Annotated in this window: 18 protein-coding genes and 3 pseudogenes; 10 read left to right on the top strand and 11 right to left on the bottom strand. The window is 70.0% G+C overall.

The annotated features are described in order from the left end of the window. Window positions 1-257: 257 nt before the first annotated feature. The 3 genes from ACHMXE_RS11005 (at window position 258) to ACHMXE_RS11015 (ending at window position 5,126) form a co-directional block, all read left to right on the top strand. Window positions 258-2,507, top strand: a complete 2,250-nt coding sequence (locus ACHMXE_RS11005) for a hypothetical protein (protein ID WP_395345992.1) — start codon at window positions 258-260, stop codon at window positions 2,505-2,507. 158 nt (window positions 2,508-2,665) lie between these two features. Further along, window positions 2,666-3,472 carry a MetQ/NlpA family ABC transporter substrate-binding protein gene (locus ACHMXE_RS11010; protein WP_395345993.1) on the top strand — a complete coding sequence of 269 codons (807 nt, stop codon included), beginning with the start codon at window positions 2,666-2,668 and terminating at the stop codon, window positions 3,470-3,472. Between the two features lie 34 nt (window positions 3,473-3,506). Further along, complete coding sequence (locus ACHMXE_RS11015; protein WP_395345994.1) at window positions 3,507-5,126, top strand: ABC transporter substrate-binding protein; 1,620 nt, start codon at window positions 3,507-3,509, stop codon at window positions 5,124-5,126. A gap of 15 nt (window positions 5,127-5,141) precedes the next feature. On the opposite strand, the gene ACHMXE_RS11020 is transcribed toward ACHMXE_RS11015, so the two are convergent. From ACHMXE_RS11020 to ACHMXE_RS11065, 10 genes and pseudogenes are all read right to left on the bottom strand, one after another. Continuing rightward, on the bottom strand, window positions 5,142-5,990 hold the full coding sequence (locus tag ACHMXE_RS11020; protein ID WP_395345995.1) for an ABC transporter ATP-binding protein: 849 nt from the start codon (window positions 5,988-5,990) through the stop codon (window positions 5,142-5,144). 4 nt (window positions 5,991-5,994) lie between these two features. Further along, entirely contained in the window at window positions 5,995-6,834 is an 840-nt protein-coding gene (locus ACHMXE_RS11025) for an NADPH-dependent oxidoreductase (protein ID WP_395345996.1), read from the bottom strand. Beyond that, complete coding sequence (locus ACHMXE_RS11030; protein WP_395345998.1) at window positions 6,831-7,874, bottom strand: ABC transporter ATP-binding protein; 1,044 nt, start codon at window positions 7,872-7,874, stop codon at window positions 6,831-6,833. The genes ACHMXE_RS11025 and ACHMXE_RS11030 overlap by 4 nt, the downstream gene beginning before the upstream one ends. Continuing rightward, window positions 7,871-8,743: an ABC transporter permease gene (locus tag ACHMXE_RS11035; protein ID WP_395345999.1), complete on the bottom strand. Its 873-nt coding sequence runs from the start codon at window positions 8,741-8,743 to the stop codon at window positions 7,871-7,873. The genes ACHMXE_RS11030 and ACHMXE_RS11035 overlap by 4 nt, the downstream gene beginning before the upstream one ends. Then, the gene (locus tag ACHMXE_RS11040) at window positions 8,740-9,171 is read right to left on the bottom strand and encodes an ABC transporter permease subunit (protein WP_395346000.1); all 432 of its coding nucleotides are present in this window, start codon (window positions 9,169-9,171) and stop codon (window positions 8,740-8,742) included. Before ACHMXE_RS11040 ends, ACHMXE_RS11035 begins: the two co-directional genes overlap by 4 nt. A 63-nt stretch (window positions 9,172-9,234) precedes the next feature. After that, window positions 9,235-9,759, bottom strand: coding sequence for an ABC transporter permease (locus tag ACHMXE_RS11045; RefSeq protein WP_395346001.1), 525 nt, complete (start codon window positions 9,757-9,759; stop codon window positions 9,235-9,237). A gap of 61 nt (window positions 9,760-9,820) precedes the next feature. After that, the gene (locus ACHMXE_RS11050; RefSeq protein WP_395346002.1) at window positions 9,821-11,431 is read right to left on the bottom strand and encodes an ABC transporter substrate-binding protein; all 1,611 of its coding nucleotides are present in this window, start codon (window positions 11,429-11,431) and stop codon (window positions 9,821-9,823) included. A gap of 30 nt (window positions 11,432-11,461) precedes the next feature. Further along, window positions 11,462-12,671: pseudogene (locus ACHMXE_RS11055) on the bottom strand (SfnB family sulfur acquisition oxidoreductase). Continuing rightward, entirely contained in the window at window positions 12,668-14,050 is a 1,383-nt protein-coding gene (locus ACHMXE_RS11060; RefSeq protein WP_395346003.1) for an LLM class flavin-dependent oxidoreductase, read from the bottom strand. The pseudogene ACHMXE_RS11055 and the gene ACHMXE_RS11060 overlap by 4 nt, the downstream one beginning before the upstream one ends. A 77-nt stretch (window positions 14,051-14,127) precedes the next feature. Beyond that, window positions 14,128-15,039, bottom strand: a complete 912-nt coding sequence (locus ACHMXE_RS11065; protein WP_395346005.1) for a TauD/TfdA dioxygenase family protein — start codon at window positions 15,037-15,039, stop codon at window positions 14,128-14,130. Between the two features lie 215 nt (window positions 15,040-15,254). Here ACHMXE_RS11065 and ACHMXE_RS11070 point away from each other — a divergent pair, with 215 nt between their 5' ends. Both ACHMXE_RS11070 and ACHMXE_RS11075 read left to right on the top strand, forming a co-directional pair. Continuing rightward, entirely contained in the window at window positions 15,255-15,587 is a 333-nt protein-coding gene (locus ACHMXE_RS11070; RefSeq protein WP_261210538.1) for a helix-turn-helix transcriptional regulator, read from the top strand. Next, window positions 15,577-16,839: a type II toxin-antitoxin system HipA family toxin gene (locus ACHMXE_RS11075; protein ID WP_395346006.1), complete on the top strand. Its 1,263-nt coding sequence runs from the start codon at window positions 15,577-15,579 to the stop codon at window positions 16,837-16,839. Before ACHMXE_RS11070 ends, ACHMXE_RS11075 begins: the two co-directional genes overlap by 11 nt. A gap of 4 nt (window positions 16,840-16,843) precedes the next feature. Here ACHMXE_RS11075 and ACHMXE_RS11080 read toward each other — a convergent pair whose 3' ends face one another. Further along, window positions 16,844-17,863: an ABC transporter substrate-binding protein gene (locus ACHMXE_RS11080; RefSeq protein ID WP_208509415.1), complete on the bottom strand. Its 1,020-nt coding sequence runs from the start codon at window positions 17,861-17,863 to the stop codon at window positions 16,844-16,846. Between the two features lie 225 nt (window positions 17,864-18,088). On the opposite strand from ACHMXE_RS11080, the pseudogene ACHMXE_RS11085 reads away from it, so the two are divergent. The 5 genes and pseudogenes from ACHMXE_RS11085 to ACHMXE_RS11105 all read left to right on the top strand — a co-directional run bounded on the left by ACHMXE_RS11085 (window position 18,089) and on the right by ACHMXE_RS11105 (window position 23,428). Then, a pseudogene (locus tag ACHMXE_RS11085) lies at window positions 18,089-19,280 on the top strand (ABC transporter substrate-binding protein). Window positions 19,281-19,329: 49 nt separating this feature from the next. Beyond that, window positions 19,330-21,158 (top strand): annotated as a pseudogene (locus tag ACHMXE_RS11090) (ABC transporter permease). Window positions 21,159-21,175: 17 nt separating this feature from the next. After that, window positions 21,176-21,754 (top strand): OsmC family protein, encoded by a 579-nt coding sequence (locus ACHMXE_RS11095; RefSeq protein WP_093345881.1) that lies wholly within the window; start codon window positions 21,176-21,178, stop codon window positions 21,752-21,754. Then, window positions 21,738-22,586, top strand: coding sequence for an ABC transporter ATP-binding protein (locus ACHMXE_RS11100; RefSeq protein ID WP_395346007.1), 849 nt, complete (start codon window positions 21,738-21,740; stop codon window positions 22,584-22,586). Before ACHMXE_RS11095 ends, ACHMXE_RS11100 begins: the two co-directional genes overlap by 17 nt. Beyond that, entirely contained in the window at window positions 22,583-23,428 is an 846-nt protein-coding gene (locus tag ACHMXE_RS11105) for an ABC transporter ATP-binding protein (protein WP_395346008.1), read from the top strand. The genes ACHMXE_RS11100 and ACHMXE_RS11105 overlap by 4 nt, the downstream gene beginning before the upstream one ends. Window positions 23,429-23,457 lie beyond the last annotated feature (29 nt).

Genomic DNA, 23,457 nt, shown 5'->3' on the forward strand with positions numbered 1-23,457 from the left:
CACACCACCAGAGGCAGGCGTCGCTCGGCGACGCATCGACACAACCGCATGCGCGAATCGGACACCACTCGGAGCGAGTCGTGCCTCGATCGCGGATCGCTCCCATCGTCGAAACAATGTCTGGGAGAAGATCAATGAATGGACAGCGTTGCATGCGCTTGTTGAAGGCCTGCGCGATGCTTCTGGGATTCGCGCTCGCGAGCGGATGCGGAGGAGGAAGCGATGGCGGTGCGGGATCCCTGGCCCTGGTTCCACCCGTGCCCACGACCACCGTCACCGGCGGAACGGCCGACCCGGCGCCGACGATTCCGGTGACGACCCCGCCCGAGCCGGAAGATCCTTCCGTCGTCACGCGCTTCACCGCGACCGTGCCCTTCGGAGAGAAGGGTGGCTACCTGTCCTCCGAACAGGTCGTCTATGGCTTCGGCACCACGGCCGTCTCCGATGCGCGCTACAAGGACGTGATCTACACGGTGCCGCTGCAGGGCACGGTGCGCTATCCGACAGGGCCGGCCAGCGTGCAAGGCACATCGAAGGTCCAGCCCTCGGCCAGCGGCGGCCATCCGGTCGTGGTGTTCCTGCACGGCATGCATGACGCCTCTGATCTCAACAATGCCAAGGGCTACGACTACCTGCAGAAGAGCCTCGCCGAGAACGGCTACGTGGCCCTCTCCGTCGACGCGGGAAAGATCAACGGGCTCAACGGCAATGCCTCGGATGCCGGTGCGCTGGCGCGCGGGCAGTTGCTGATGACCACGCTCGACCTGCTGCGCGAAGGCAACGAGAGCGGCGTCTTCAACGGCGTTGCGCTGCCAGGGCTGAAGGGGAGGATGGACCTCGAGCGCGTGGGCCTGATCGGGCATTCGCGTGGCGCCGAAGCGGTGGCCTATGCGGTGGAACTCAATCGGCAGCGCGTGGGCATCGGTTACCAGAACATCGAGGCGACGCGCGCCCTGCGCCTGGCTGCTCTTCCGCTGCAAGCCGCGCAGGAGGCGGCGCAGAAACGGGTCGACGAGGCCCTGACCGCCTCCACCGACGCGGCCGTGCAGTTGCTGCTCGCGAAACTCCAGCTCAAGGCCGCGCAGGACCGGTCGCCGCCCGCGCCGTCGTCGGAAATCGATGCCCTGTCCCAGGAGGTCGAGCGGCTGCAGCGCGAGGCGCTCGATGCCAACGCCAGGCTCGATGCCGAGCAACTCGCCCTCGAGCAGGCCGACGCCGCGCTCAGGAACATGAACACGGTGCTGCGGCGCATCAATGCGAACAGCGAGCAGTGGCTGCAGCAGATCGCGACCGAAGAGGAGCTGCGCCGCTCCGGGGTCGTGCTGCCCTCGGCCACCGGGCTGCCGCATCGCATCCGCGCCGTGTTTTCGCTGGCGGCGATCAACAAGAAGCAGCTGTCGCGCGTCACGCACGTGCCGTTCATGACTTTGCTGCCCAGTTGCGACGGCGACGTCTACACGCTCGAAGGCGGGCAGATATTCGACGAGAGCCGCTACACCGCCGAGGACGACAGCGCGCCCAAGTACCAGGTCCTCGTGCGGGGCGCCAACCACAACTTCTACAACGACTACTGGTCGAAGACCGACGATTCGCAGATCCGGGCGCCGCTCTACTGCAAGGCCGCTGAGGCGGAAACCTTGCGCCTGAGCCGCGAGGACCAGCGGCGCAACGGCCAGTTCCTGATGGAATCGTTCATGCGCTACTTCGTCGGCGACGAGTTCCAGTTCGCGCCGTACTGGAAGGGACAGGCGCCGATCCCGGCCGCGGGCTGCCCGGTGGGCGAAAACAGCTGCGACGAGCGCGCCGTGCTGACGATCCACCAACCGGCCGCGCAGCGCAAGTTGCTGCAGAACTTCCGCAGCGCCGACGCCAGCGCGAAGAATCCGAGCGGGCTGTCGACCGCCTACGAGAAGTTCAGCCAGGCCGTGCAATGCCGCTTCCTCGCGCTCAAATCCGATCGCGACGCGGCATGCAACGACCCCGTGAGCCAGCTCGCCGTCGATCGTCTGTTCAAGGAAGGCGCGCTGTACGACTTCAGCTATGACGCGAAGACGCTGCTGACCTGGTCGATCACGGACCAGGTCCAGTTGCAATGGGCCGCGGCCGGTGCCGCGATGACGATCCAAACGGGCGACCTCTCCACCAAGGGCTTCGACACGCTGAGCCTGCGCGTCGCCGTGGTGGCGCCGATCGGCCAGGAGGTCGAGATCGCGCTGACCGACACGCAGGATCGCCAGGCGGCGATCAAGGGCAGCGACTTCAGCGACGCGCTCTATGGCATCGCGCGCAAGCCCGATGGCGCGATCCCGCTGGTCGACGCGCCCGCGGACGCGATCTATGCCGATACCGGCACGACCCGACCGCTGCTGAGCATGGTGGCGGTTCCGCTGAAGGCCTTTGCGCTGCATGGCGTGGACCTCGCGCACATCAAGCAGGTCACGCTGAGGTTTCCGAAGGCCTCGGGCAGCGTGGCGGTGACCGACGTGCTGTTGCAGCGCATGAACTGAGGATCATGCCCGCCGCTTGCTCGCAAATCACATAAGCAAGCGCCGATTCATCGCTTGGGAGGGCGGCATCGCGCCGCTAACCTGCGCAGCGCCGGACGTTCCTGCGAGGACAGGGCGATCCGGCGTTTTTCATTTCTGACGATGAGGGAATTCCAACCATGACGTTTTCGTTTCAGCGCGCCTTCTCGGTGATGGTGCTGTCGGTGGCCGGTCTGGGCGCGATGTCCGCGCAGGCGCAGGAGACGCTGCGCGTGGCGGCCTCGCCGGTGCCGCATGCCGAGATCCTCGAATTCATCCGCCCGCAGCTCAAGGCACAGGGCGTGGACCTCGAGGTCAAGGTGTTCAACGACTACGTGCAGCCCAACCTCGCGGTCGGCGACAAGCAGCTCGACGCGAACTTCTTCCAGAACCGGCCCTACCTCGATTCCTTCAACAAGGACCGCAAGACCGACATCGTCGAGGTGCCGAACAGCGACGTGCACATCGAGCCCTTCGGCGCCTACTCGCAGAAGATCAAGAAGACGGCCGACCTGCGCGAGGGCGCGGTGGTGGCGATCCCCAACGATCCGTCGAACTCGGGCCGCGCGCTGGCGTTGCTGGCCAAGCAGGGCCTGCTCAAGCTCAAGGACCCCAGCAACATCAAGTCGACGGCGCGCGACATCGTCTCGAATCCGAAGAAGCTGGTGATCCGCGAGATCGAATCGGCGCAGCTGCCGCGCGCGCTGCCCGACGTGGACCTGGCGCTGATCAACACCAACTACGCGCTCGAGGCCAAGCTCGATCCGGGCCGCGACGCGCTGTTCATCGAGGACGGCCGCAATTCGCCCTATGCGAACTTCATCGCGGCGCGCAAGGACAACCTGCAGTCGCCGGCGATCGCCAAGCTGGTGAAGACACTGCACACGCCCGAGGTGCGCAAGTTCATCCAGGACAAGTACAAGGGCGCGGTCATTCCGGCGTTCTGAACGACCTTCACCGGCGACGCACCCGCACCCGAACATGACATCTCCCTCCCGCAACAAGAACATCGGCGCGCCGCGCCGCCGCGCGCTGGCCGCCGGCGCCGCCGCGCTCTCGGCCCTCGCGCTGCTGGCCGCGCCCGCGGCCTGGGCCCAGCCCCGGCAGGGCGGCACGCTGAACTGGCTGGTCAATCCCGTGCCGGCCTCCATCGTGCCGCTGACGACCACGGCCGGCGGCAACGCCGAGATCGGCCCGAAGATCGTCGAAGGCCTCTTGACCTACGACTACGACCTCAAGCCCAAGCCGCTGCTGGCCACGGCCTGGTCGCTGAGCGCGGACGGCCTGCAATACACCTTCACCTTGCGCAAGGGCGTGAAGTGGCACGACGGCAAGGACTTCACGTCGGCCGACGTGGCCTTCTCGATCCTCACGCTCAAGCAGGTGCATCCGCGCGGCCGCGGTACCTTCGCCAACGTGGTGGAAGTGCGCACGCCCGATCCCCACACGGCCGTGGTGGTGCTGAGCAAGCCCGCGCCCTTCCTGCTGACGGCGCTGGCCGCGACCGAATCGCCGATCGTGCCCAAGCACCTGTACGAAGGCACGGACATCGCGGCGAGCAAGTACAACAGCCAGCCGATCGGCACCGGTCCCTTCGTGTTCAAGGAGTGGGTGCAGGGCAGCCACATCATCCTCGAGCGCAACCCGAATTACTGGGACAAGCCCAAGCCCTACCTCGACCGCGTGGTGGTGCGCTTCGTGCTCGATGCCGCTGCGCGCGCCGCGGCGCTCGAGTCGGGCGCGGCCGACCTGGCCAACGGCACCGGCGGCATCCCGCTGTCGGACGTGGAACGCTTCCGCAAGCTGCCTGGCGTGGAGATCGACACGCGCATCTCGCCCTACCTCGGCAGCCACCAGCAGATCTATTTCAACCTCGACACGCCGGCGCTGCAGAAGGTGGAAGTGCGGCGCGCGATCGCGCAGGCGATCGACGTGAATGCCTTCGCCAAGACCGTCTGGTACGGCCTGGGCACGCCCTCGGCCTCGCCGATCGGCAAGGGGATCTCGCGCTACCACGATGCGAGCATCCAGCCCTATCCCTACGACCCGAAGGCGGCTGAGGCGGCGCTCGACGCGGCCGGCTTCAAGCGCGGCGCGGGCGGCACGCGGCTCAAGCTGCGCGTGCTCTACAACCCGTTCCAGGAACGGCGCGCGGCCGACTTCGTGCGCCAGTCGCTGGGCCGCATCGGCATCGACGCCGCGGTCGAGAGCTACGACTTCGCGACCTACGTGACCAAGGCCTACACCGAGCGCGCCTTCGACATCACGCTCGAGAGCCTGACCAACCTGTTCGATCCCACGGTGGGCGTGCAGCGCGTGTTCTGGTCGAAGAACTTCAAGGTCGGGCTGCCGTTCTCGAACGCGGCGCACTACGTCAATCCCGAGGTCGACCGGCTGCTGGAAGCGGCTGCCGTGGAGGTGGACGAGACCAAGAGGCGTCAGCTGTTCGTCGACTTCCAGCAGATCGTGCACCGCGATGTGCCCTCGATCGAGCTGGGTGCGAATCCGGCGATCACGGTGCTGGCGAAGAAGGTGCGCGACTACGGGCCGACGGGCGAGCACATCCGCGGGAGCTTCGCGGATCTGTACTTCCAGCCCTGAGGGGACAGGCCAAGCTCAGCCCGAGCGGCTTTTGAGGCTCAGGCGGCCGCCGGAAAGCGCGGCACCGCCGCGGCAAGTTCGGCGGTGTAGGGATGCCCGCGGGCGCTCGAACAGCGCTTGCGGCGCCCCTTCGTCGACGATGCGCCCCGCGCGCATCACCAGCACGCGTTCGGACAGCAGCCGCACCACGCCGAGGTCGTGCGAGATGAACAGGATCGCGAGGCCGAGCTCGCGGCGCAGCCCCGCCAGCAGCGCGAGCAGGCCGGCCTGCACCGAGACGTCGAGTGCAGCGGTGGGCTCGTCGAGGATCAGCAGCTCGGGCGCGGGTGCCAGCGCGCGCGCGATGCCCACGCGCGCGGCCTGGCCGCCCGAGAGCTGGTGCGGCCGGCGCGCCAGCAGCTCGTCGCCGAGCTGCACGCGCCGCGCGGTCTGCAGCACGCGTTCGCGCAACGCTGCGCCGTCGAGCGCCGCGAGCCGGCGCAGCGGATCGGCGATCGCCTCGAAGGCGCTGCGGCGCGGGTCCAGGCTTTCGTAAGGGTCCTGGAACACCATCTGGATGCGATGGCGCCAGGGCGCCTCGGCCGCCTGGCCGGCGCGCACGGTGGCGAGATCGATGCCATCGAACAGCAGCCGGCCCGACAGCGGATCGGCCAGCCGCGCGAGCACGGATGCCAGGGTCGACTTGCCGCAGCCCGATTCGCCGATGAGGCCCAGCGCCTCGCCGCGCGCGAGCGCGAAGCTCACGCCGTCCACCGCCGGCAGCCAGCGGCGGCGATGCACCAGGCCACCCCAGGCCGGCACCGCCGGCAGGGCATGGCGTGCGTGCAGGTCTTCGACGCGCAGCAGCGCTTGCGACTCGCTCATGGGTTCAGCGCAGGCCGATGCGCTGCGCGGCGAGCGCTTCCACCAGTCGGTGGCGGCCGCGCAGCTGCGCGGGGTCGCGCAGGCGCGCCAGCGAATGGTCGCTCCAACGCACCGCCGGCATGCCCTGTGAGGCATAGAAGGACTGCATGGTCGCGTCGTAGTGCTTCACATGGCCGACGGTGTCGCTGGCCGCATGGCGTTCGTGCGAGAGCACCGCGCGCTGCGGCAGCCGCGGCTTGACGGCCGCCGGCCGCGTCGGATCGGGCCAGCCGATGCACAGGCCGACGACAGCGAACACGCCGGGCGGCAGGCCCAGTTCGGCCGCCACCTCCTCGGGCCGGTTGCGGATCGCGCCGAGGTAGACGGTGCCCAGCCCCAGCGATTCGGCCGCGGTCACGGCGTTCTGCGCGGCCATTGCGGCATCGATCACGGCCATCAGCGAGGTGTCGAGGAAGTCGGCGCCTTCGATGGGCACGGCCGCGTCGTCGGCCAGGGTGCGCAGGCGCGCGACGTCGGCCAGCCACACCAGCAGCAGCGGCGCCTCGCGCACCTGGGCCTGCCGGCCCGCGTACTCGGCGATGCGCGCCTTGCGTTCGGGGTCTTCCACGGCCACCACGCTCCAGGTCTGCAGGTTCGACGAACTGGGCGCCGACTGCGCCGCGGCGATCAGCCATTCGAGCGTGCCCGGCGGCAGCGCTCGCTCGGCATCGAAGGCGCGCACCGAGCGGTGGGCCAGCAGGGTTTCGAGCACGGGGTTGGCCGATGGCGTCGCGGACCGCGGCGATTCGCCGCCGTAGCGGCTGCGAAAGAGCGAGGCCAGGGTGTCGGACGTGGGCTGTGTCATGCGGGGACTGCTTCGGGTGTCGGATGGACGGGATGTTCGGCGCCGGGCCGCGCGGCCGGCGCCAGCGGCAGCCAGCAATGCACGCGGTGCGCGGTGCCTTGCCGCTGCGCGACCGGCGGTTGCATCCGGCAGCGCGCCTCGGCCTGCGGGCAGCGCTCGGCGAAACGGCAGGCCGGCAGGTCGGTGCGTGCGAGATCGGGCAGGCGCCCATCGACGCCGCGCAACGCGTCGAGCGTGTGCGCCGATTGCGGCGTGGCGCGCAGCAGCTGGCGCGTGTAGGGATGGGCCGCGCCCTCGCGCAGGCGACGCGAGGGCAGGGTCTCGACCACCTGGCCCGCATGCATCACGGCGATGCGGTCGCAGCGCTGCGCGGCCAGCGCGAGGTCGTGGGTGATCAGCAGGGTCGCCAAGCCACGCTCGCGCGCGAGGCCGGCCAGCAGGTCGAGCACCCGCGCCTGCGTGATCACGTCGAGGCCGGTGGTCGGTTCGTCGGCGATCAGCAGCTCGGGCTCGCCGGCCAGTGCCAGCGCGATCATCGCGCGCTGGCACTGGCCGCCCGAGAGCTGGTGCGCATAGGTGCGCAGCCGGCGCTCGGGCTCGGGCAGGCCCACGCGCTCGATCCATTCGAGCGCGGCCTGGCGCGCGGCGCGCGCCGACAGCCCGCGGTGCAGCCGCAGCACCTGCTGCAGCTGGTCGCCGATGGTGCGCAGCGGATGCAGCGCGCGGCGCGGACTCTGGAATACGAAGCCGATGCGCCGGCCGCGCAGCGCATCCCAGGCCGCGCGCGCCGGACGGCCGCTGCCGTCGAGCAGGTCGAGTCCCTGGAAGCGCAGCCGCCGCGCGGCCGCGTCGGCCTGCGCATCGAGCAGGCCCGCGAGCGCCAGCGCGGTCACCGACTTGCCCGATCCGCTCTCGCCGACCAGGCCCAGGGTTTCGCCGGCCGCGAGCTCGAGGCTCACGCGGTCGAGCACATGGACCGCGCCCTGCGCGCCATGGAAGCGCAGGCTCAGCGCATCGACCTCGAGCAGCGGCGCGCTCATGGGCCGCTCCGGTCGGCGGCGCCGCGCGGATCGAGCCGGTCGCGCAGCGCGTCGCCCAGCAGCGTGAAGCAGCCCACGGCCATGAACAGCGCCAGGCCCGGGAAGCCCGCGAGCCACCACTGGCCGGTGATGATGTAGGGCGCGCCTTCGCTCACCAGCACGCCCCATTCGGGCGTCGGCGGCTTCACACCGAGGCCGATGAAGGACAGGCCCGCGCCGTTGAGCAGCGCCCAGCCCAGGTTGATCGAGCCCTGCACCGCGAGCATGGGCAGCACGTGCGGCAGCAGCACGCCGAACAGCAGCCGCGCCGGGCCATGGCCGCCGAGCCGCGCGGCCAGCACGTAGCCGGCGCCGCGCCGCACGCCGACCTCGCTGCGCGCGAGCCGGATGTAGAAGGGCAGGTTGATCAGCGCCGTCGCATAGACGATGTTGATGACCGTGTTGCCCCAGGCCGCGACCAGCGCCATCGCCACCACGAACAGCGGGAAGGCCATCAGCACGTCGACCAGCCGGCCGACCCAGCGGTCGAGCCGGCCGCCGACGAAGCCGCACAGCGCGCCGATGGCGCTGCCCGCCGCCAGCGACAGCAGCACCGCGCCCGCGGCCATCGAGAGATCGAGCCGCGTGGCCACCAGCACGCGCGAGAACAGGTCGCGGCCCAGCGCGTCGGTGCCGAACCAGTGCAGCGCGCTCGGCGGCTGCAGCCGCGCGGGCACGTCGGTGGCCAGCGGATCGAAGGGCGCGAGCGCGGGGCCGGCGATGGCGGCGAGCAACAGCAGCGCGAGCAGCAGCAGGCCCAGCGCCTCGTTGCCGCGCGGGCGCCAGCGCGGCCGCGCATCTGCCTCGAACTTGCCTGGCACCGCGCTCATGCCGCGCTCCCCACGCGCGGATCGATGCGCTCGTGCAGCAGGTCGATCGCGAAATTCACCAGCACGAACATCAGCGCGACCAGCAGCACGAAGCCCTGCAGCGGCGCATGGTCGGCCGCCATCAGCGCATCGAGCGCATAGCTGCCGATGCCGGGCCAGGCGAACACCTTCTCGATCACCACGTTGGCGCTCAGCATGTACGAGAACACCATGCCGGCACTGGTGACCACCGGCAGCAGCGCCAGGTGCAGCGCGCCGGCCAGCACGGCGCGCGGTGGCAGGCCGAGCGCGCGCGCGGTGCGCACGGGGTCGCTGCGCAGCACGCCCAGCAGCGACGCGCGCGTGAGCCGCGCCACCGGCGCCAGCGAGAAGGCCGCCATCGCCACGCTCGGCAGCAGCAGCCGCCCGGCCGCGGAAGCGGAAGGCATCCCAGCGCAGCGCGAGCGCGGCATCGAGCAGCATGAAGCCGCTGCGCACCGGCGGCGGCTCGATCATCGCGTCGATGCGGCCCGTTGGTTCGGGCGCCCAGCCCAGCAGGAATAGAAGACGTAGACCAGCAGCAGCGCGATCACGAAGCTCGGCACGCAGCTGCCGCCCACGGTGAGCACGGTGCAGGCGCGGTCCCAGAGCGAGCGCGGGCGCAGCGCGGCCGCCGTGCCCAGCGGCAGCGCCACCAGCAGCGTGAGCACGAAGGCCGCGACGGTGAGCTCGAGCGAGGCCGGCAGGCGCTGCCACAGGTCGGTCAGCACCGGCTGCCCCGTCGTGTGCGACTGGCCCCAGTCGCCGTGCGCCAGCGCCTGCAGGTAGTGCCACAGCTGCGTGGGCAGCGGCAGGTCGAGGCCCATGCGTGCGCGGATCTGCGCGATCTCCTCCGGGCCGGCATTCGGCCCCGAGGCGAGGAAGGCCGCGGGGTCGCCCGGCAGCACGTGCGTGAGCACGAAGGTGAAGACGGCCGTGCCCGCGAGCACCGGCACGGTGGCCGCGAGCCTGGAGACGACGCGCCGGGCGAAGCTCATTGGAACACCTTCGTGCTTCGCACTGCGGTGCGAGCTTGCTTGGGGCGGCCCGGCGCTGCGCTCATGAGCGCGTCAGCGGCCGGAAGTCCACCTGGCCATGGATGTAGTAGGTGAAGCCCTGCAGGTCGGGCTGCAGCGCCGCCTCGAAGGTGGGCAGCCACAGCGGCACCAGCGGCACCTGCTCGAAGGCGATCTCGATCGCGCGCTGGATCGCGCGGTCGTATTTCGCGCGGTCGGTCTCCCAGCGCGCCTGCTCGAGCAGCTTCGCGAGCTCGTCGTTCTTGAACGAACCGAAGTTCCAGCGCCAGTCGCCCTGGAAGAAGATGCGGAAGAAGTAGTCGGAGTCGTTGAACCAGGCCGAGGAGCTGTCGATGAAGAAGGGCAGCTTCTTCTCGGTCTGCAGCGTGCCCCACTGGGCGCTCGGCACCTTTTCGATGCTCAGCGCGATGCCGATCTTCGCCAGCGCCTCCTGGATCAGCAGCGCCGCGGGCTCGGCCAGCGTGGCGTCGCCGACGTTGTAGCTGAAGCTGGTCTTGAAGCCCTGTGGATAGCCGGCCTGCGCCAGCAGCTCCTTCGCCTTGAGCAACTGGGTGTCGTAGGGATAGGGCTGCGGAAAGCGGCTGCTCGCGGGCTTGCCAGGCCTGGCGCCGTACAGCGCCTCGCCGCGGCCCAGATTGGCGCCGCGCAGCAGGGTGGTGTAGGGCAGGGCGTAGGCGATGGCCTGGCGCACGCGCACGTCGTCGAAGGGCTTGGCCTGGGTGTTGAAGGCGACGAAGCGGAAGCTGGTCGTGACCGGCACCGACACCACCTTCGCGCGCGTGGTGTCGGTCAGCGCATCGAGGTCCTTGGGCGGCAGCTGCAGCGCCACGTCGGCATCGCCCTTGAGCAAGGCGGCCACGCGATTGGAGGCCGAGGGCACGACCTGGAACACGGCGCGCCGCAGCTGCGGCGCGCTGCCGCCCTTCCAGCCGTCGAAGCGGGTGTAGACCACCTGCTGACCCGGCGTGAAGCTCTCGATGCGGAAGGCGCCGCCGCCGGCCTCGTGCGCCTTGACCCATTCGGTGGCCCAGGGATCGGCCGCGGTGGCATGCGACTTCGCGAGCTCGCTGTTGAGGACCGAGGCGAAGCTCAGCGCGAGGTTCGGCAGCGTGTAGCGGTCGGCGCGCGGCAGCGCGATGCGGAAGGTGTGCGCATCCACCACCGTGAACTGCGAGGGATTCTCGAGCGAGCCGGTCGCGAGCTGGCGCTTGCTGGCCGGCAGCGAGACCGCGCGGTCGAGCGACCACTTCACGTCGGCGGCCGTCACGGGCTTGCCGTCGTGGAAGGTGGCGTCGCGGCGCAGGAAGAAGGTCAGCGTGCGGCCGTCGGCGCTGGTCTCGAAGCGCTCGGCCAGCTCGCCGCGGAAGCGTCCGTAGTCGTACTTGAACACGCCCGGCGAGAGTTGCGCCCGGTCGAAGTTGACGAGCCGGTCGTAGACGTTGAAGAACAGGCCCAGCGATTCGCGGCTCACGCCCTCGCCGTGCGGGTCCTGCGAGTTGGGCGCGCCCTCGGAGAGCACGCGCAGCGTGTCCTTGCGCGCCTGGGCCCAGGCCGACAGCGGCAGGCTGGTGCCGGCGACGGTGCCGAGCGAGAAGGCGGCGCTGCCTTGTTGGATGAAACGGCGACGGTCCATGGTGATGGCTTTCGGAGAGACGATGAGGAATCAGATCGAGGCGTGGCGCTGTGGGCTGGCGCCGTTGAGCCAGTGGTTGCCCACGGCATGCGGCTTCCAGCGCACCGGGTCGTGCACGGTGTGGGTGCGCGCATTGCGCCAGTGACGGTCGAGGTTGTGCTCGGCCAGCGTGGACTGCGTGCCCGCGAGCTCGATCAGCGCGGTGGCGGCCTCGAGCGCGAATTCGGTGCTCAGCACCTTGGCCTCGGCGACCGCGATCGAGGCCTCGGTCACGTGTTCGGCGCCGGGCTCGTCGCGCGCACGGTCGAGCGCGCGGCCCGAGCGTTCGAGCAGCGCCTCGGCCGCATGCTGCTGGATCACCAGCCGGCCGACGCGCGCGCGAGCGTGAGCGGATCGTCGGCCGCGCGTGCCATGCCGCTGTCGGGCCAGGGCCGCGCGCGATCGCGCACCCAGTGGTGCAGGTCGGCCATGGCGGCACGGCCGATGCCGAGATCGATGGCCGCGTGCAGCACTTGCGCGAACGGGCCGTGGATGGTCGGCGGCTCGAACAGTTGCGCGCGCGGCAGCACTTGCAGCGCGCCGACCGCCACGTTGTCGGCCGTGACCGTGCCGCTCGCGGTGGTGCGCTGGCCGAAGCCGCTCCAGTCGTCGACGACCTCGAGGCCCGGCGCCTCGCGCGCGACATAGACCAGCACCTGCTTGTCCTGCTCGTCCTTGGCCGCGACCGGCACCCAGTGCGCGAACAGCGCGCCGGTGCAGTAGAACTTGCGGCCGTCGAGCCGCAGGCCCTCGGGCGTGGCGCGCAGCCGCGCGGTCACGACCTTGGCGTTGGCGGTGCCGCTCTCGGAGACCGCGTTGCCGAAGCGCCGGCCCTCGATCGCCTCGCGGAAGAAGAACTTCTGCTGCTGCGCATCGCCGATCAGCCGCACCGCATCGACCAGGCAGTAGTGGTTCTGCGGAATCTGGCCGAGCGCGGGATCGGCTTCGGAGATCAGCGCCGTGACCTCGGCCAGCGTGGCATGCGAGACCGCGGCGCCGCCGAAGGCGCGTGGCACCGTGATGCCCACAGGCCGCTGGCCGAGAAGCGCTCGACCTCCTCGAAGGGCAGGCGGCGCTGCCGGTCGCGTTCGGAGGCGCCGGCGGCGAAATCGGCCGCGAGGCGGCGCGCGATGGCGAGGGCCTCGGCATCGTCGCGCACGACGTGGACCGGGCCGGTGGAGACGGAGGAGGGAGCTGTCATGGCGATGCGGAGGTGCGCCGCCGCACCCCGGTGTGGGAGGACGGCAGTCGGGCGCGGCCCGGGCCGAAGATCTTTTCGCGCCAGCTGCCTTCGGGATAGGCGCGCTTGTGCAGGCCGCGGCGCTGCAGCTCGGGCACCACGAGGTCGACGAAATGCTCGAGGCCCTCGGGGCTCACGGTGCGCACGAGGTTGAAGCCGTCGATGCCGGCCTCGGTGACCCAGGCCTCGATGGTGTCGGCGATCTGCGCGGGCGTGCCGACCACGGGCGCATGGCGCGCGCCCAGCGGCATCTGCGCGAGCAGCGCGCGCGGGGTCAGCGGCGTGCCCCCGGGTCCCTTGAGCGAAGCGACCGAGCTCTGGATCGCATCGGCGCTGCCGCCGCCGATGGCGTCGTCGAGGCCATGGCGCGAGAGGTCGTGGCCGATCGCGCTGCTGAACTGCACCAGGCCGGCCTCGGGCTGCGCGTAGCGGCGGTACTCCTCGTAGCGCGCGCGGGCCTCGGCCTCGGTCGGAGCGGTCACGACCAGCAGCGTGGTCACGAAGCGCACCGCGTCGGCATCGCGCCCGGCCTCGGCGAGCGCCGCGCGCAGCTTGCGCACCACGGCCGCGGTGGCGGCCAGGCCCTGGTTGGGCACGAACACTACCTCCGCATGGCGCGCCGCGAAGGCCGTGCCGCGCGCCGAGGCGCCGGCCTGGAACAGCAGCGGCGTGCGCTGCGGCGAAGGCTCGCAGGGATGCACAGCATCGAGACGCCGGCCGTCGCCCGCATGGCGGATGGCGCGAACGCGCGCGGGGTCGGCATAGATGCCGCGCTCGCGGTCGGCGATCACCGCGTCGTCGTCCCAGCTCTCTTCCCAGAGCCGGTAGACCAGCGTCATGAACTCGTCGGCCAGGTCGTAGCGCCGGTCGTGGCCGATGGCGGCGGCCGCGCCCTGCGCGCGCGCCGAGCTGTCGAGGAAGCCGGTCACGATGTTCCAGCCGATGCGGCCCTCGCTCAGGTGGTCGAGCGTGGACATGCGGCGCGCGAAGGCATGCGGCGCCTCGGCCGCGATGGTGGCCGTGATGCCGAAGCCCAGGTGGCGCGTGACGCTGGCCATCGCGCTCACGAGCACGGCCGGGTCGTTGATCGGCACCTGGATGCCGTGGCGCAGCGCGGCCTCGGGGCTGCCGCCCCAGACGTCGTAGACGCCGGTCACGTCGGCGAGGAACAGGCCGTCGAACAGCCCGCGCTCGAGCGTGCGCGCGAGGTCGAGCCAGTAGGGCAGCCGCTTGTAGTCGGTGGCGCGGTCGCGCGGATGCCGCCACAGGCCGTGGGTCAGGTGGCTGGGCGTGTTCATGTCGAACGCGTTCAGCAGGATGGGACGGCGGGGGAGGGGCATGGCTGGCTCGCGCGCGCGCCGCCGCGCGGGGCGGTGGCGCGCATGGCGCTGCGCTTGGGGGAGTGCCGGCGGCGGTGTCAGTAAGGACGGCTGCCCGAGAGGCTGATGCGCTTGAGCACGCGGCGCTCGCCGTTGTCGAAGGCGCTGCGCGCATGCAGCGTGGCCTGGTTGTCCCAGTAGACGATGTCGCCCACGCTCCAGCGGTGCGTGTAGGCGAAGCGTGGTTGCAGCAGGTGCTGGCGCAGGCGCGCGATCAGCGCGGCGCCGTACTGCGGATCGACGCCGACGATCTCGACCTCGGTGCGCGCGCCCAGGTAGAGCACGCGGCGGCCGCTGTCCGGATGGGTGCGCACCAGCGGATGCACCTCGAAGGGTTCGAGCGGCGTGATGTCGGGCGTGCGGTAGAGCGGGAAGCCGGTGGTGAGCGGCTTGAGCTTGCGCAGGAAGGGGTTGTAGGTGATGAGCCGCAGGTGCTCGATCTCGCGCTGCGTGCCGGCATCGAGCTCGTCCCAGGCGGCCGCGAGGTTGTACCAGGTGGTGTCGCCGCCCTCCGAGGGCACCTCGATGCCGTAGAGCAGCGAGCCCGACGACGGCACCGGCGTCCAGTGGTGGTCGGCATGGGCCGCGAGCTCGTCATGGCCGAGCACGCCGCCATCGACGTTCGACACCCGCACGATGTCGGGCGTGTTGCCGCCATAGGGATCGGAGCCCAGCACCGGCACGTTCGACGGCGGACGGAACACGGCGCCGAAGTAGCTGGCCAGGCGCTCGAACTGCGCGTCGTCGAGCCGCTGCTCCTTCAGCACCAGCACATGCCGGTCGAGCAGCGCCTCCTTGAGCGCACGCACCTGCGCGGCCGGCACCGGCCGCGTGGCATCGAGGCCGGTGACCTCGGCGCCGAGCGACGCGTCGATCGCGGCGATCCTGAACGGGACAACGGAAGAAGGTTCGGCAACGGTCGGCCGTTCGGCGGCAAGCACGGAGGACATGGCGTGGGAGCGCGAGTGCGCTGGATGGAATGGATGCTGCGCCCGATGCTAGGAAAGTTCGCATGGGTTGCATGCGCTCTTTGCGCATGTGGATATGCGGAAAGCGGGGGGCGAGCGACCGAGCCGAACTGTTCCGCCGAGCTTGCATTCCTGCTTGTGCCATCAAGCCAAAATGCCTAACATAATGGGCATTAAATGACTCTATGCCTAGCTGAATGAGCAATTTCTCGATGCCCCCTCAAGCCGCCGAGCATGTTGCGCGGCTGGGGCAGCGCATCCGTGTCGCACGGATACGTCGTGGTTGGTCGGTGGCCGATCTGGCAGGCAAGGCCGGCATCAACCGCAACACCCTCACCGCGCTGGAACTGGGGAAGCCGGGTACGGCGATCGGCGTGTGCTTCACCGTGCTGTGGGCGCTGGGCCTCGACAACTCCCTGGACGCGGTGGCGGATCCCGACGGCGATCTGCACGGCAAGGCGCTCGAAGCATCCCACCGACCCACGCGCGCGGGCAAGGTCCGCAAGACGAGCGACGACTATGACTTCTGAGCGCGAGGCCTATGTCTACATCCAGCTTCCCGGCACCCTGGAGACGGTGCCGGCGGCGTTGCTCCGGGTGCAGACACTGGCCGATGGCACGCGGATCGGTCGCTTTCGCTACGGTGACCGTTACCTTCAGCGCAAGGAAGCGGTTGCGCTCGATCCGTTTCGCCTGCCGCTCGCCAAGGAGGTCTTCGAGTTCACGCAGCTCAAGGGAATTCCGGGCGCGGTGCGAGACGCCGGCCCCGACGCCTGGGGACGGCGCGTGATCGAGCACAAGCTCGAGCGCGGCGCGGGCGATCTCGAGGAGATCGACTATCTGCTGCATGGGCCGCAGGACGGGGCCGGCTACCTGAGCTTCGGCCTGAAGGTCGAGCCGCCCGCGCCCAGGCGCCACTACAACCGCACGCACCAACTGGCCGAGCTGATCGCGGCCACGCAGGCGATCGAAGAGGGCCGACCGGTGGCCGCGCATCTGCTCGAACAGCTCGATCCCGGCACCAGCATGGGTGGCGCGCGGCCCAAGGCCACGATCGAAGACGCGCAAAGCCTCTGGCTCGGCAAGTTTCCCGCCAGAGGCGACCGCTTCAATCTGCAGCGCGTCGAGTTCGCGACGCTGGACCTGGCGCGCCGTTGCGGCCTGAACGTCACCCAGGCCAGGCTGGAAGCGGTCGGCCAGAGCGACGTGCTGATGCTGCAGCGCTTCGATCGCGAACACACCGACGGCGGTTATCTGCGCTTCGGTCTCGTCAGCGGGCTGACCGTGCTCGACTGCGGCGACAGCCACCTCGACCGGGAACGCTGGTCCTACCCGTTGCTGGCCGACAACCTGCGCCGCTGGTCCGACAAGCCGGAAGCCGACTGCACCGAGCTGTTCAGGCGGATGGTCTTCAATGCCGCCGTGACCAACAACGACGATCATCCGCGCAACCACGCCCTGCTGCGCAGGCAGAAGGGATGGCGCCTGTCTCCGGCCTACGACCTCGTGCCCGCGCCCATGGTCAGCCTGGAGCGGCGCGACCTGGCCTTGACCGTCGGCGATCACGGCCGCACGGCCAGCATCTACAACCTGCTGTCGCAGGCCGGGCGCTTCGGTCTGTCGTCCGAAGAGGCGCGTGGGCACATCGATCGGATGGTCGATGGAATCCGGCACTGGCGCGACGGCTTCTTCGCTCGCGGCGTGTCGGCCAAGGACATCGACCACATCGCGCCGGCCATCCTGCCGGACTGCTTCTTCTACGAGAAGCCACCCGGCCTGTAGCCCCTCAAGCCAGCACGTCCAGCGACACGTGGTTCGCGAACCGAACCACGTCCGTGCTCTTCTTCAGGATCCCCGCATTCCGGAAGTCCGTCGCAAATGCCTCCACCTCGTTGCGCAGCGCCTTGCCCGCCGGATGGTGCTTGTAGGTCAGCTCGGTGAACAGCTTCTGCAGGTCTTCCACCGCCACCTTGGGTGCGTACTTGGCGTAGATGCGGGCCGACTCGTTCGGGTTCTCGGCCACGTAGTCGGAGGCCTGCGCCAGCGCACGCACGGTGGCGGCGGCGCGCGGCTTGTCGTTGCGCGCGAACTCGCCGCGCGCGCCGACGATGCAGCACAGGCGCTCGGCGTACTCGCCCTTGGCGCTGTTGGCGATCTCGGTGAAGACGCCGGGGTTGCGCTTCTCGATCAGGTAGACGTTCGGGTCGCCGTCGGCAATGGCCTGGATCTCGCCCTTCTTCACGGCGATGTCGAGCAGGTCGGCCGGATAGACGCGCCAGTCGACGTCCTTCTCGATGTCGATGCCCTTCTTGGCGAGATGGATCGCATAGAACTGCCGCGCCGGGCTGTTCTGGTCCGACACGCCGATGGTCTTGCCCTTGAGGCTCGCGAGCTCGGTGGTCACGCCGGCGGCCTTGGCGCCCACCAGCCGCAGGCAACCGCCGTGCACGCTGCCGACCACCTTCACGTCGAAGCCGGCTTCCAGCGGCTTGACCCAGCGATGGATCAGGCCCACGCCGACGTCGGCCTTGCCGGTGGCCAGTGCCTCGAGCATCTGGTCGGACGAGCCAGCCCAGTTCAGCAGCTCGACGTCGAGCCCGTTCTTCTCGAAGAAGCCGCGCTCGAGCGCGACCGGCACCGGCGCGAGGCAGAAGCCGGCCTGGCTCCAGGCAAAGGTCAGCTTGCGCGGTTGCGACCAGGCCGAGGCGCCGAGCAGGGCCGCGGAGCCCACGACGGCGGCGGCGGCGCCGGCTTGAAGAACGCTGCGGCGCGAAGGCGGCAGGCGCGAGGAAAGAGAGTCGGTCATCAGGGCTTCTCCACCGGAATATTCGAAGCGACGAGTGTCCGAGCGCGGCCGATGCCTATCCAACGAATGTTTTCAGTCATGCATATGTCCGGCCTGCAAGAGCGCGAAGAGCGCGACATGGCTTGCTCGGAAAACGCATATCGCGCAGCGCTTTTTTTCGTTCCAGCGGCCACGGGCAACGCGAAGAATGGCCGGCCTGATCTTCATGCCCCGGGACCCAACACCATGCCAACACCGATCTCCCGCCAACGCTTCCTGCACCGGATCGCCGCGCTGTCGCTGGCCGGCGCCGCCTTCGCGCTGTCCGCACCCGCCCTGGCCGCGCCGGCCAGCGGCGAGCCCGTCTGGTTCGGCGTCAGCGGTCCGCTGACCGGCCAGAACGCACAGTACGGCGCGCAGTGGAAGGCGGGCTTCGACCTCGCGCTCGAGCACATCAACGCGCAGGGCGGCATCCATGGCCGGCCGCTGGCCTACAACTTCGAGGACAGCCAGAGCGATCCCGCGCCAGTCGGTTGCGATCGCGCAGAAGCTGGTGAACGACAAGCGCGTGCTGATCGAGCTCGGCGACTTCTCGAGCCCGGCCTCGATGGCGGCCTCGCCGATCTACCAGCGCGCGGGCCTGGTGCAACTGGGTTTCACCAACTCGCACCCCGACTTCACCAAGGGCGGCGACTACATCTGGAGCCCGTCGATCAGCCAGGCCGACGCGCAGCCGCTGCTGGCCGATCTCGCGGTCAAGACACTGGGCTTCAAGCGCATCGCGGTGCTCTATCTCAACACCGACTGGGGCCGCACCAGCAAGGACGTGCTGGTGAAGGCCGCGCAGGAACGCGGCGCGCAGCTCGCCATCGCCGAGGGCTACCAGCCCGACGAGAAGGACTTCCGCTCCACGCTCGTGCGCGTGCGCGACGCCAACCCCGACGGCCTGGTGCTGATCTCCTACTACCCCGACGGCGCGCTCATCGCGGGCCAGGTGCGCAGCGTGGGCCTGAAGCAGCCGATCGCGGCCGTGGGCTCGGTCTATTCGCCCAAGTTCATCGAGCTCGGCGGCGCCGCGGTCAACGGCATCCACACCAACACCGCCTTCTTCCCCGAGGAGCCGCGCGCCGAGGTGCGCGACTTCGTGAAGAGCTTCCGCGCCAAGTACGACAAGGAACCCGACGCCTTCAACGCCTATGCCTACGACGCCGTGGTGTACGCGGCCGCCGCGCTGCGCCAGGCCGGCCCCAATGCCGACCGCAAGGCGGTGCGCGACGCCTTCTACAAGATCAAGGACGTGCCCAGCGTGATCTTCGGCAAGGCCAGCTTCGATCCGCAGACGCGCCGCGTGATCGGCGTGAAGAGCGTGAACCTGGTGGTGAAGGACGGCAAGTGGGCGCAGCTCGACGAGAAGGCGGCGCTGGCGTCGACCAAATGAGCGTGCTCGCGCACGGCGCGCCTTTCCGTGAGGAGAGGGCGGTCCTTCGATGAACTTCGGCTCCTTCTTCGACTACACGGTCAACGGCCTGATCATCGGCAACATCTATGCGTTGCTGGCGGTCGGGCTGGCGCTGATCTTCGGCGTCTCGCACCTGATCAACTTCGCGCACGGCTCGGTCTACACCGTCGGCGCCTACATCGGCTGGGCCTCCATCACCTACCTGCACACGCCGCTGCCCGTGACGATCGCGCTGGTGGTGCTGGGCTCGGGCGCGCTCGGCATGCTGATCGAGCGCGTGGGCCTGCGCCCGCTGCAGGGCGCGGCGCGCATCGCGCCGCTCTTGGCCACCATCGGCATCAGCTTCGTGCTCGACATTCTGGTGCAACTGGTCTTCAGCCCCGACCCGCGCGCGCTGCCCACGGCGCTGCCCGACTGGCGGCTGGAGGTCGGCAGCGGCACCATCGGCGCGCTCGACCTGCTGATCGCGGGCATCGGCCTCGCGAGCGCGGCCGTGCTGTTCGGCTTCCTGCGCTTCACCAGGCTGGGCTGGGCGGTGCGCGCCACCGCGCAGGACCGCGATGCGGCGCAGCAGATGGGCGTGGACGTGGACCGCGTGAACCAGACCGTGTTCGCGATCGCGGCCGCGCTCGGCGGGCTGTCGGGCCTGCTGGTGGGCATGTACTACAACAACATCAGCCCCGCGATGAGCTTCCAGGCCACGCTCAAGGGCGTGGTCGCCACCGTGGTCGGTGGCGTGGGCAACGTGCCGGGCGCCATCGTCGGCAGCCTGCTGCTGGGGCTGATCGAGAGCTATGGCGTGGCGCTGCTGGGCACGCCCTACCGCAACCTGTTCGCCTTCGCGCTGCTGCTGGCGATCCTGGTGTGGAAGCCCAACGGCCTGTTCGGCCGCAAGCGCGCGCTGCCGCCGAGCCGCTGACCGGCACCTTCATCGCACCGAGCAAACCCTGGCACGTGCCGCGCCGATTGCTCGTGGCGCTGTTCGCTGCCGCGGTGCTGCTGCCGCTTTTCGATCCCTCGCCCTATCTGCTGCAGACGCTCACCAACGCCTGGCTCTATGCGGCGCTGGCGCTGAGCCTCACGCTGGTGGCGGGCACCGTCGGCCAGATATCGCTCGGCCATGCGGGGCTGCTGGCCATCGGCGCCTATGCCTCCTCGCTGCTGGTGCTCGACCTGCACCTGCCGGTGGGCACGGGCATCGTGCTGGCGGGCATCCTCACCTCGCTGATCGGCACCGCGCTGATCTTCCCGGCCTTCCGTCTGCGCGGCCACTACGTGTCGATCGCCACGCTGGGCATCGGCGAGATCGTGGCGCTCACCATCCTCAACTGGGAGAGCCTCACGCGCGGGCCGATCGGCGTCTCGGGCATTCCACCGCTGTCGCTGTTCGGGCGCGATGCCTCGTCGAACGGCGCGATCTACTGGGCCTCGTTCGGTGCCATGGTGCTGCTCGCGCTGCTGCAGTGGCGGCTGCTGAACTCGCACCTGGGCCGCACCTTCCGCGCGGTGCGCGAGGACGAGGTGGCCGCGCGCGCCTACGGCGTGAGCCCCGACCGCTACAAGGCGCTGGCCTTCGGCTTCGGCGGCTTCGCGGCCGGCGTGAGCGGCGCCTTCACGGCCCACATGTACTCGTACATCAACCACGAGACCTTCGGCTCGCAGATATCGATCCTGGCGCTCACCATGGTGATCCTCGGTGGGCTCGGGAACATCAGCGGCGCGTTGCTCGGCGCGGTCGCGCTCGTGAGCCTGCCCGAACTGTTCCGCGTCACCGCCGAGTACCGCATGCTGATCTACGGCGTCGCGCTGCTGCTGCTGATCCGTTTCCGCCCGCAAGGCCTGCTGGGCACCGTCTGAAGAAAGAACCACACACCATGAGCCACCTCAACGACTACCTCGCCGAGAAGCGCGCCGCCGTGCTGGCGCGCAATGCCGCCGTCGACGCGGGCAGCGCGCAGCCGCTGCAACTGAAGGCCAGCGTGAAGGCCGAGGGCCGCAGCGGCGTGCGCCGGCTGCGCATCCGCGACCACCAGGTCATCAGCGACAGCCCGCCGAACTTCGCCGGCTACGACCTCGGCCCGAGCTCGCCCGAGCTGCAGCTCGGCGTGCTGGGCACCTGCGTCACGCACATCTTCCTGATCCAGGCGGCCGAGCGGCAGGTGCCGCTGGAGAGCCTCGAGGTCGAGGTCACCGGCATCATCGATCCGCGCGGCGGCAAGCCGGGCCACGAGAGCACGCCGATCTGGCCGCACCAGATCGGCTACACGGTGCACATCGATTCGCCCGCGAGCCAAGCCGAGATCGATGCGCTGTTCGAGGCAGTGGAGCGCAACTGCCCGATCCTCAACCTGCTGCGCAACCCGCAGAGCATCCGCGCCGAGGTGAAGCTCGTGAACTCGAAGGCGCAGGCCGCCACCGCGCCGCAGGAAGCGGGCGATGCCATCGCTGCTTGAGATCCGCGGCCTGGTGCGCCGCTTCGGCGGCCTCACGGCCGTGAACGCGGTCGACCTGCACGTGGCCGAGGGCGAACTGTTCAGCGTGATCGGGCCCAACGGGGCCGGCAAGACCACGCTCTTCAACCTCGTGACCGGCCTGGACCGGCCCGATGAAGGGCAGGTGCTGTTCGAGGGCCAGGACATCACGGGCCTGCCCGCGCAGCAGCTCGCCGCGCGCGGGCTGGCGCGCACCTTCCAGCATGGGCGCGTGTTCGCCAACCTTTCGGTGCTCGACAACGTGCTGGTCGGCGCGCACACGCGGCTGCGCGCCGTGAAGCCGCGCGTGGGCGGCGTGCCGGGCCTGGGCGCGCTGGCCGAGCTGGCGCTCGCGCTGGTGCAGCCCGCCGCCGTGCGGCGCGAGGAGGAGACGCTGCGCCAGGAAGCGCTCGAGATCGTCGCGCTGTTCGGCGAACGGCTGGCGCCGCGCATCGACCACCCGGCCTACAGCCTCTCGTACGCCAACCGCCGCCGCGTGGAGATCGCGCGCGCGCTCGCGCTCAAGCCCCGGCTGCTGCTGCTCGACGAACCCACGGCCGGCATGAACGAGAGCGAGACCGCCGAGATGCTCGAGATCATCCGCGGCCTGAAGGCGCGCGGCCAGACCATCCTCCTGATCGAGCACAAGCTCGATCTCGTGATGCAGCTGTCGGACCGCGTGGCCGTGCTCGACGACGGCCGCAAGATCGCCGAGGGCCGGCCCGACGACGTGCGCAACGACCCCGCGGTGATCGAGGCCTACCTCGGCCACCGGCAGGTGGGACAGACAAAGCCCGAGGCGGTGCCCGCATGATCGCCACCGTCGCCCGCACGGGACTGCCGCCGTCGCCCTTGTGGGGAGACGGCCGCGACGAGGACCATGCCGCGCCGGCCGCTGGTCCCGCGGCCCGCGCCGCCGTTCATCCGCTGCTGCAGCTGCGCAAGGTCAACAGCTTCTACGGCCCGGTGCAGGCCCATTTCGACCTCGACATCGAGGTGCGCAAGGGCCAGATCGTGAGCCTGCTCGGCGGCAATGCCAGCGGCAAGTCGACCACCATGAAGATCGTGCTGGGCCTGCTCAAGCCGCGTTCGGGCGAGGTGCTGTTCGACGGCGTCTCGACGCTGGGCCTGAGCACGCCGCAGATCATCCGCAAGGGCATCGGCTCGGTGCCCGAGGCGCGCCGGCTGTTCCCCGCGATGACCGTGCGCGAGAACCTGCTGATGGGCGCCTATGCGCGCAACGACCGCCGCGCGGTGGCCGAGGACCTCGAGCGCATGCTCGAGCTGTTCCCTCGCGTGGCCGAGCGCATCGACTTCCAGGCCGGCACGCTCTCGGGTGGCGAGCAGCAGATGGTGGCGATGGCGCGCGCGCTCATGGGCCGCCCGCAGCTCATCTGCATGGACGAGCCGACCATGGGCCTGTCGCCGCTGTATGTCGACAAGGTGCTCGAGCTGATCGCGCGCATCAATGCCCAGGGCGTCTCGGTCTTCATGGTCGAGCAGAACGCCAGCCTCGCGCTGAAGATCGCGCACCACGGCTACGTGCTGCAGACCGGGCGCATCGTGCTCTCGGGCCCGGCCGCCGCGCTGCTCGACGACCCGCGCATCCGCGATGCCTACCTGGGCGGCGACGGCGCAGCGCGCACCGCCTCCTGAACTTCACACGCCCCCCACGGGAGAACACA

The organism is Variovorax sp. UC122_21 (genome assembly GCF_044056785.1).
Classification (GTDB): Bacteria; Pseudomonadota; Gammaproteobacteria; order Burkholderiales; family Burkholderiaceae_C; genus Variovorax.